Below are 8,247 nucleotides of genomic sequence, written 5' to 3' on the forward strand. Positions count from 1 at the left end.
CCGTGCTGTCCGGCGCGGCGGGCGAGGCCTTCGGCATCCCCGCCACCCTGGCCGGCTTCGGCATCGGCGGCGCCCTCGGCGCCTGGGCGCTGCGGCGCCTGCCCATGGAGAACCCGCCGCCCCCGCCCCCGCCCGGCGCGGACATCCTGCACCCGGCGCCCGAGAGCCCCGATCCCGGCCTGGCGCCCGTCCTGGCGCGCGACGCGCTGCCGGTCATGGAGTCGGTCCGCTACCTCGTGCCCGAGGTGGACCGCGCCGAGTTCCTGGCTGCCATGCGCGAGGTCCGGGGCGTGCGGATGCGGGCCGGGGCGGTGAACTGGCGGCTCTATGAGGATGTCGCGCATCCGGAGCGCTTCGTGGAACTCTGGACCATGGAGTCGTGGACGGAGCACCTGCGGGAGGCCGGGCGCATGACCGATGCGGATGCCGCAATCCTGGCCCGCGCCGCCGCGCTGCACCGCGGCAGCGAGCCCGCCCTGGCGCAGCGCTTCCTCAGCCTGGAGCCCTGAAACCTTCATCCACGCCACGCGCTGGCGCGGTAGCGGAACGCCACGGCGTTCCGGATAAAGATCCACACGGACCACCTCAAGGAGTCGATTCCATGGCCAAGACTCAGAGCAAGGGTGACACGGGTTATTCGGGCACCCGCTGGCCGACCCGGAACAGCGTCGGCGAGAACGCCAAGAACGTCTCGCTCACCACGCTCCAGGCGCTGCTGACGGACTCGATCGATCTCTACAACGCCACCCGGCAGGCGCACTGGAACCTGAAGGGCACGAACTTCATCGGCCTGCACGAGATGCTGGAGAAGTTCTACAACGCCCTGAACGAGCAGTCCGATATGCTCGCCGAGCGCATGGTGCTGCTGGGCGGCGTGGCGAACGGCACGACGCAGAACCTTGCCAACACCACCCGCTTGCCGCCCTATCCGGCCGACCTGCTGGACAGCATCGGCCATGTGAAGGAGCTGGCGGACCGCTATGCCCAGGTCGGCAAGGCGCTGCGCGACGGCATCGACGAGACCGACGATGCGGGCGACGCCGATACGGCCGACCTGCTGACCGAGCTGTCCCGCGCCATCGACAAGAACCTGTGGATGCTGGAAGCCCACCTCCACGGCCACGGCACCTGATCCCGGCCGCCGCCGGGGGCCTCCCCTCGGCGGCACGCGGCACCCGGATCGCGGTCCGGGAGTCCCGAAGCCCCTCCCGTTGGCCTCTGGCCAGGGCGGAGGGGTTTTTCCTGTCCTTCCCTGTAACGGGCGGAAATCCGCCCATTCGTGTCCGCGAAACTTGCGGTTCCGGTCCGCACGGCCTATTTTCCCGGCGGGGGACCGGAACACAACATGAACGACTTGTTCGGCGGCCGCCCTCAGAAGGGGCCCGCAAACCAGAGCTATTCCGCGGCCGATATCGAGGTGCTGGAGGGGCTGGAGCCTGTCCGCAGGCGCCCGGGCATGTATATCGGCGGCACCGACGAGAACGCGCTGCACCACCTGGCGGCGGAGATTCTCGACAACTCCATGGACGAGGCGGTGGCCGGCCATGCCGACCGCATCGAGGTCACGCTGGAGCCCGGCAACCGGCTGACCGTCCGCGACAATGGCCGTGGCATCCCGGTCGATCCGCATCCGAAGTTCCCGAAGCTCTCGGCGCTGGAGGTGATCCTCACCACGCTGCATTCGGGCGGCAAGTTCTCCGGCAAGGCCTACGACACCTCGGGCGGTTTGCACGGCGTCGGCTCCTCGGTGGTGAACGCGCTGAGCGAGCGCATGGAGGTGGAGGTCGCCCGCGACCGCACCCTGTTCACCCAGGCCTATGAGCGCGGCAAGCCGGTCACGAAGCTGAAGAACGCCGGTCCGGTGCAGAACCGGCGGGGCACCACGATCCGGTTCACGCCGGACCAGGAGATCTTCGGCAAGCAGCTCTTCTCCCCCGCCCGCCTGTACCGGCTCTGCCGTTCCAAGGCCTATCTCTACAAGGGCGTGGAGATCCGCTGGTCCTGCGACCCGGAACTGATCAGGGACGAGACCCCCGCCGCCGCCACGCTGCATTTCCCGGGCGGGCTGTCGGACTTCCTGGCCGCCGCCGTGGAGAACCGCGCCACGGTGGTCCCCGCCCCCTGGTCGGGCGAGGTCTCCTTTCCCGACGGCCAGGGCCGCGCGGAATGGGCGGTGACCTGGCTGGAGCAGGGGGACGGCTTCCTCAGCGCCTATGCCAACACCATCCCGACGCCGCTGGGCGGCACGCACGAGGCGGGGCTGCGCAACGCGCTGGTGAAGGGCCTGCGCGCCTATGGCGAGCTGAAGAAGGAGAAGCGGGCCGGCGGCGTCACCGCCGAGGACCTGTTCGGCGGGCTGGCCGGGATGCTCTCGGTCTTTGTCCGCGATCCGCAGTTCCAGGGCCAGACCAAGGACAAGCTGACCTCGCCCGAGGCGGCGAAGCTGGTCGAGGCCGGGCTGCGCGACCATTTCGACCACTGGCTGACCGGCGACACGCGCAACGCGGACAACCTCCTCGCCTGGGCGATCGAGCGGGCCGAGGAACGCCAGCGCCGCCGCGAGCAGAAGGACACGCCGCGCAAGTCGGCGACGCGCCGCCTGCGCCTGCCCGGCAAGCTGGCCGACTGCTCGCTGGAGAATGCCGCGGCGACCGAGCTGTTCCTGGTGGAGGGCGATTCGGCCGGCGGTTCCGCCAAGCAGGCCCGCGACCGCCAGACCCAGGCGGTGCTGCCCCTGCGCGGCAAGATCCTGAACGTCGCCTCGGCCTCCGCCGACAAGCTGCGCGGCAATCAGGAGCTGAAGGACCTGATCGAGGCGCTGGGCTGCGGCGCCGGCGAGCGCTTCGACATGAACCGCCTGCGCTATGGCCGCGTCGTCATCATGACGGATGCGGACGTGGACGGGGCGCATATCGCCGCGCTGCTGATGACCTTCTTCTACAAGGAGTTGCCGGAGCTGGTGCGCCAGGGCCGGGTCTTCCTGGCGCAGCCGCCGCTCTACCGCCTGCAATCCGGCGCCGTCTCGGTCTATGCCCGCGACGACGCGGACCTGGAGCGGGTGCGGAAGCGGAGCTTCAAGCCGAGCCAGAAGGTCGAGGTCAGCCGCTTCAAGGGCCTGGGCGAAATGCCGCCCATGTCGCTCAAGGAGACCACCATGGACCCGCGCAAGCGGACCCTGCTCAAGGTGGTCCTCCCCCCCGAGGAGCGCGCCCAGACCGCGGAACTGCTGGAGGCGCTGATGGGCCGCAAGCCGGAACTCCGCTTCCGCTTCATCCAGGAGAACGCCGCCAGGCTGGATGCCGAGGCGGTGGACGCCTGACGCATCCCCTTCCCGTGCGGCCTGCTCAGCCGAGCAGGCCGCGCAGGAGGAGATGGGCGCCGAGCAGCAGCAACCCACCGAAGAAGACCCGCCGGAAGACCGCCGGGCGCAGCCGCCCCTGCAGCCACTGGCCCAGCAGCATCCCCAGAAGGGCCGGCAGCAGCGCCAGGGCCGAGCCCGCCGCTCCCGCGCCGTCCAGCGCGCCGCCATCGGCCAGCACCGCCGCCAGCGCCAGGGTGGAAGTGGTGAAGGAAAGGCCGAGCGCCTGCATCAGAGCCAGGCGTTCGAGCGACAGGGCCTGGAGATAGGGCACCGCCGGCAGGACGAAGACACCGGTGGCGGCGGTGAGCAGCCCGGTGCAGAAGCCGGCGAGCGGGCCGAGCCATGCCTCCCACCGGGGCGGGACGGAGGGCAGGCGCAGCGGCGAGAGGCCGAACAGCGCATAGGCGACCAGCACGATCCCCAACGTCCCCTGCCCGATCCAGGCGGAGCCCCCTGTCAGCAGCCCGCGCCCGGACCAGCAGCCCAGCACGGTCGCCAGCAGCATCGGCCAGAGGCGGCGCAGCAGCCCCGGCAGGGCGCGCCCCGTCATCTGCCAGAAATTCGTCAGCAGCGAAGGCAGGATCACCAGCGTGGCGGCCTGGGCCGGGGCCATGAACAGGCTGAGCAGCCCCATTCCGACCGTGGGCAGGCCCAGCCCGGTCACACCCTTGGTGAATCCGGCCAGGAGGAAGACCGGCACCACGCCGGCAAGCAGGGAAAGGGAAAGGTCCATGGCGGGAGGCTGATCCGCGCGCCGCCTTCCCACAATGCGGGAATGCTTGAGGCAGGCTTCGTCCCAGGCGTAGGCAGGGGTCCATGCATTTCGACCTGACCGACCTGCGGCTCTTCGCGGCGATCGCCGAGACCGGCAGCATCACCGCGGGGGCGGAGCGGACCGGCCTGGCCCTGGCCTCGGCCAGTGCCCGCGTCCGGGGCATGGAGACGGCGCTCGGCGCGCCGCTGCTGGAACGCGGCCGGCGCGGCGTGCGCCCCACCCCGGCGGGCCAGACCCTGCTGCACCATGCGCGCCGCGTGCTGGAGGAGATGGAGCGGCTGCGGGGCGGGCTGCGCGACCATGCGCAGGGCGGCTTGCGCGGCCATGTCCGCCTGCTGTCCAACACCGCCGCCATCGAGGAGCACCTGCCCACGGCCCTGGTGGGCTGGCTGGCGGCCAATCCCGGCATCGACCTCGACCTGGAGGAACGCCCCAGCCAGGAGATCGCCGCCGCCATCGCCCAGGGCGAGGCGGAGGCGGGCATCCTGTCGGGGGAGGCGGGGACCGGAGGGCTGGAGGCCCATCCCTTCCGCACCGACCGGCTGGTGGTGGTGCTGCCGCAGGACCATGCGCTGGCAGGCCGATCCGCCCTGTGCTTCGCCGAGGTGCTGGGGGAGGATTTCGTCGGCCTGCCCGCCGCCAACGCCCTGTCGGCGCATCTGTCGCAGCAGGCGGCCCGTCTCGGCCGGGTGCCCCGCTTCCGGGTCCGGCTGCGCGCCGTCAACGCGCTCGCCCGCATGGTGGAGGCCGGGGTGGGCATCGCCGTGCTGCCGGAGGTCGTGGCGCGGCGCTGCCAGCGGGACATGGCGCTGGCGGTCACCCCGCTCGCCGATCCCTGGGCCCTGCGCCGGCTGGTGCTCTGCGTCCGGCGGCTGGATGCCCTGCCGGTCCATGCCCGGCGGCTGTTGGAGCACCTGATCGCCGGGGATCCGGGCGAGCCCCCCGCCCCGGGGGCGTGACGCCCCGGCGGTTCAGCCGCCGGCCAGCACCGTCACCTTCGGCCAGGTCGCGGCCAGCGCCTCGGCGGTGCTGAGGTTGGTCGCCATCGGCACGTCATGCACCGCCGCGATCCGCATCAGCGCCCGCACATCCGGCTCGTGCGGCTGCGCCCAGAGCGGGTCGATCAGGAAGATCAGCGCGTCCACCCGCTTCTCCGCGATGCGGGCGCCGATCTGGAGGTCGCCCCCCAGGGGGCCGCTCAGCACACGTTCCACCTTCAGCTCGGGGATGGCCTCCTTCAGCCTCTGGCCCGTGGTGCCGGTGGCCAGGATGCGGTGGCCGGAGAGCAGGGAGCGGTGCCGCTCCGCCCAGGCGATCAGCGCGTCCTTCTTGGTGTCATGCGCCACCAGGGCGAGGTCGAGGATGCTCATCGCCATGCGACTCCGATCGGGAACGGCCCGCATCATGCCGCAGCCCGGCACCGGGCGTCAGCCCAGCAGCCAGTCCCGCATCAGCGCATTCACCACGGGCGGATTCTCCAGCGGCGGCAGGTGCCCGCTGCGCGGCACCCGGTGCAGGGCGGCGCCGGGAATGCCGGCCGCGATCTCCTCGGACAGGAAGGGCGGGGTCATGGCGTCCGCCTCCCCCACCGCCACCAGCACCGGCACCCTGATAGCGCCGAGGCCGGGACGGGAATCCGGGCGCCCCAGGATCGCCGTCTGCTGCCGCAGGAAACCCTCCCGCCCGACCGCCATCGCCATGTCGGTGACGAGCTGGCCCAGTTCGCCCCCGCCGCCTTCGTCCAGATGGTCGGGGTGCAGGATCTGCGGCATCAGGCGCGGCGTGACGCCCCGGAACCGGTCCGGCGCGCTGCCCCGGGTCAGCGACATCAGCCCGCGCCGCCGCCTTTCCTGCTCCGGCGCCTCCGCCCGCGCCGAGGTGTCGAAGAGGGCAAGGCGCAGCACGCGCTCCGGCGCCTGGCGCATGATCTCGAAGCACACGTAGCCACCCATCGACAGGCCGGCGAGGGCGAAGCGTTCCGGCGCCGCGGCGAGCACCCGGGCGGCGATGGCCGCCATGCTGTCGTCGAGGCTGAGATCGGGCACCCGGCCTTCGGCGATACCGGCCAGCGCCGCCACCTGGTGGTGCCAGAGGCGGGCGTCGTTCAGCAGGCCGGGCAACAGGAGAAGGGGAATGCGCGTGCTCACGCCCCGGCGATAGGCGATGCCGGAATGCCCGTCCAGCGCCGAAAACCTTGCTTTCACGGGGCCATGCGCGCATATGCGGCGAAGCCTGGGCTGGGCGGGACCGTTTGCCGGTCCCTCGGCCTGTCCGCCACCGTGTTGGCGCGACACCCAAGCTGCAGAAGAGGATAGCCGCGGAAAGGCCGCGGCATAACATGCCTGGCGGTCCTCCGCCGGGCGCCGCAGGACCGATCAGATTTGAACGAGACGCGCAACGCTGCCGCGGCGGCGGACCACAGCGACAAGCCGGACGCCACCGGCCATGACCATGCCGGCCAGCCCGGCCCGATGATGCCCGACGGCACCACGCCGGAGCAGGAAGAGAGCACCCCTTTCGAGCCCGAGCGCCCCCGCGAGGGCAGCACCGAGGAAACGCCCGAGCAGTTCTACGAGAACGCCGTGGTGCCCAATCCGGATGTCCCGCCCGAGGGTGGCGCCACGCTGCCGGGCGAGACCGTGCCGGCGCGCGAGGGTGACGAGGTTCCGGGCGCTTCCGCCGCCGAGACCGGCCATTTCGCCGAGGAAGTGGCCGGGCCGCTGCCGGATGAGCCGGCCACCGCCGCCGACGCACCGGAAGCTGCCGCCCCCAAGGATGTCGCGCCGGAAGCCGAAACCGGGGCGCCAGCCGAATCCGGCCAGCCCGCGGCCGTGCCCGCCGCGGAGCCGGAAGAGCCCCTGCCGCCCTTCTCGGATCTCGGCCTGAGCGAGCCCCTTCTCCAGGGCATCGCCGAGGCCGGCTACGTCACCCCGACGCCGATTCAGGCCCAGGCCATTCCCGTGGTGCTGATGGGTCGCGACGTGCTCGGCGTGGCCCAGACCGGCACCGGCAAGACGGCCTCCTTCGTCCTGCCGATGATGGACATCCTGTCCGGCTCGCGCGCCAAGGCCCGCATGCCGCGCTCGCTGATCCTGGAGCCGACGCGCGAGCTGGCGCTCCAGGTCGCCGAGAACTTCGTGAAGTACGGCAAGCACCTGAAGCTGAACCACGCGCTGCTGATCGGCGGCGAGAGCATGGACGAGCAGAAGGCCATCCTGAACCAGGGCGTGGACGTGCTGATCGCCACGCCGGGCCGGCTGCTGGACCTGTTCGACCGTGGCCGCATCCTGCTCGCCGACTGCAAGATCCTCGTCATCGACGAGGCCGACCGGATGCTGGACATGGGCTTCATCCCCGATGTCGAGCGCATCGTCGGCATGCTTCCCCCGCTGCGCCAGACGCTGTTCTTCTCCGCCACCATGGCGCCGGAGATCCGCAAGCTCGCCGACGCCTTCCTGAGCAACCCGAAGGAGATCAAGGTTTCCCGCGCGGCCTCGGTGGCGACCACCATCGTCGCCGGCGTGGTGTTCTGCCGCACGATGGAGAAGCGCGAGGCGCTGCGCCGCCTGATCCGGCGGGAGCAGGTGAAGAACGCGCTGATCTTCTGCAACCGCAAGCGCGACGTGGACATCCTCTACAAGTCGCTCAAGAAGCACGGCTTCTCGGTCGGCTCCCTGCACGGGGACATGGACCAGTCCGCCCGCTTCGCCACGCTGAACAGCTTCAAGGCGGATGAGCTGCAGCTCCTCGTCTGCTCCGACGTGGCGGCGCGCGGCATCGACATCGGCGGGCTGTCGCATGTCTTCAACTTCGACGTGCCCTTCCATTCCGAGGACTATGTCCACCGCATCGGCCGCACCGGCCGCGCGGGCCGCGAGGGCCATGCCTATACCCTCGCCACGCCGGACGACGCCAAGCTGCTCCAGGCGGTGGAGAAGCTGACCGGCAACCCCATCCCCCGCATCGAGATCGACGGCGTCGATCCCGTCTCCGAGGAGGAGATGGAAGCCGCCGCCCGCAGCCCGCGCGGCGGACGCGGCCGGCGCGAGGAACCCGCCTCCCGCACCCGCTCCGTCCGCCCCGCCCCGGGCCGCCGGGAGGAAGGGCGCGC

8 protein-coding genes are annotated in these 8,247 nt (G+C 71.5%); 5 read left to right on the top strand and 3 right to left on the bottom strand.

Annotation, left to right across the window (positions count from 1 at the left end; all coding sequences use genetic code 11):
- The 3 genes from ROTAS13_RS14805 to parE all read left to right on the top strand — a co-directional run.
- Nucleotides 1-509: MFS transporter (locus tag ROTAS13_RS14805; protein ID WP_171979105.1), on the top strand; the 509-nt coding region annotated here is incomplete at its 5' end.
- Between the two features lie 92 nt (nt 510-601).
- Nucleotides 602-1,132, top strand: a complete 531-nt coding sequence (gene dps, locus ROTAS13_RS14810) for a DNA starvation/stationary phase protection protein Dps (protein ID WP_019462706.1) — start codon at nt 602-604, stop codon at nt 1,130-1,132.
- Nucleotides 1,133-1,345: 213 nt separating this feature from the next.
- Nucleotides 1,346-3,319: a DNA topoisomerase IV subunit B gene (gene parE, locus ROTAS13_RS14815; RefSeq protein WP_019462705.1), complete on the top strand. Its 1,974-nt coding sequence runs from the start codon at nt 1,346-1,348 to the stop codon at nt 3,317-3,319.
- A gap of 25 nt (nt 3,320-3,344) precedes the next feature.
- Here the strand turns inward: parE and ROTAS13_RS14820 are convergent, their stop codons facing one another.
- Entirely contained in the window at nt 3,345-4,094 is a 750-nt protein-coding gene (locus ROTAS13_RS14820; RefSeq protein ID WP_019462704.1) for a sulfite exporter TauE/SafE family protein, read from the bottom strand.
- Between the two features lie 83 nt (nt 4,095-4,177).
- Here ROTAS13_RS14820 and ROTAS13_RS14825 point away from each other — a divergent pair, with 83 nt between their 5' ends.
- A complete protein-coding gene (locus ROTAS13_RS14825) occupies nt 4,178-5,095 on the top strand; it encodes a LysR family transcriptional regulator (protein ID WP_075822723.1) in 918 nt (305 codons plus the stop codon).
- Between the two features lie 12 nt (nt 5,096-5,107).
- On the opposite strand, the gene ROTAS13_RS14830 is transcribed toward ROTAS13_RS14825, so the two are convergent.
- Nucleotides 5,108-5,506, bottom strand: a complete 399-nt coding sequence (locus tag ROTAS13_RS14830; protein WP_037250698.1) for a methylglyoxal synthase — start codon at nt 5,504-5,506, stop codon at nt 5,108-5,110.
- Between the two features lie 57 nt (nt 5,507-5,563).
- On the bottom strand, nt 5,564-6,340 hold the full coding sequence (locus ROTAS13_RS14835) for an alpha/beta fold hydrolase (protein ID WP_019462701.1): 777 nt from the start codon (nt 6,338-6,340) through the stop codon (nt 5,564-5,566).
- 177 nt (nt 6,341-6,517) lie between these two features.
- Between ROTAS13_RS14835 and ROTAS13_RS28140 the strand changes: the two genes are divergently transcribed.
- Nucleotides 6,518-8,247, top strand: a 1,730-nt coding sequence (locus ROTAS13_RS28140; protein ID WP_253187690.1) for a DEAD/DEAH box helicase, incomplete at its 3' end; no start/stop codon positions are given.

The sequence above is a fragment of the Roseomonas sp. TAS13 genome, assembly GCF_001950415.1.
Classification (GTDB): domain Bacteria; phylum Pseudomonadota; class Alphaproteobacteria; order Acetobacterales; family Acetobacteraceae; genus Roseomonas; species Roseomonas mucosa.

Coding starts and splice junctions, on each gene's coding strand:
- dps (WP_019462706.1), top strand. CDS start 602: ATGGCCAAGACTCAGAGCAAGGGTGACACGGGTTATTCGGGCACCCGC.
- ROTAS13_RS14820 (WP_019462704.1), bottom strand. CDS start 4,094: ATGGACCTTTCCCTTTCCCTGCTTGCCGGCGTGGTGCCGGTCTTCCTC.
- ROTAS13_RS14830 (WP_037250698.1), bottom strand. CDS start 5,506: ATGAGCATCCTCGACCTCGCCCTGGTGGCGCATGACACCAAGAAGGAC.
- parE (WP_019462705.1), top strand. CDS start 1,346: ATGAACGACTTGTTCGGCGGCCGCCCTCAGAAGGGGCCCGCAAACCAG.
- ROTAS13_RS14825 (WP_075822723.1), top strand. CDS start 4,178: ATGCATTTCGACCTGACCGACCTGCGGCTCTTCGCGGCGATCGCCGAG.